At 73.7% G+C, this 539-nt stretch carries 1 protein-coding gene; it reads left to right on the forward strand.

What is annotated here, in order from left to right:
• Positions 1–188: 188 nt before the first annotated feature.
• On the forward strand, positions 189–539 hold a 351-nt coding region (locus tag BKN37_RS27460), incomplete at its 3' end, for an adenosylcobinamide-GDP ribazoletransferase (RefSeq protein ID WP_207547312.1).

The following is a 539-nucleotide window of genomic DNA, read 5'->3' on the forward strand; positions in this document are numbered from 1 at the left end:
CAGCATGCCAAAGACTCCACGCGCAACCAGTATGTTTTATTAGAAGAAGGAGAAGGAGGAAAACAAGCAAGCCCGGAGCCGCGTGGCCGGGGCGTTGTATATAGGGGCCAGATGCGGCGGGGCGGGGAGGCAGCGCAGGCACCCATGTCGGCTTGTCCGCAGGCGGCCGTCCCGGGCCCCGCCGAGCCATGATCCGTTCGCTGGCAGCGGCTTTCGCGTTCGAGACGGTGCTGCCGGTGCCGGGGACTGCGGTGCCGGTGGGTCGCGGCGCGCTGAGCGCGCTGCCGGTGGTCGGGGCCGCGCTCGGTGGGCTGGCCGCGGCGGTGACCTGGGCCGGCGGGCTGGCGTTCGGCGCGCACAGCGCGCTGTCCGGGCTGCTGGCGGTGACCGCGCTGCTGGCGGTCACCCGGGGGCTGCACATCGACGGGGTGGCCGACACCGCCGACGGGCTGGGCTGCTACGGGCCGCCGGCCCGGGCGCTGCAGGTGATGCGGGACGGGTCGACCGGGCCGTTCGGGGTGGCGGCGGTGGTGGTGGTG

Source organism: Mycobacterium talmoniae, assembly GCF_001854525.1.
Lineage (GTDB): Bacteria > Actinomycetota > Actinomycetes > Mycobacteriales > Mycobacteriaceae > Mycobacterium > Mycobacterium talmoniae.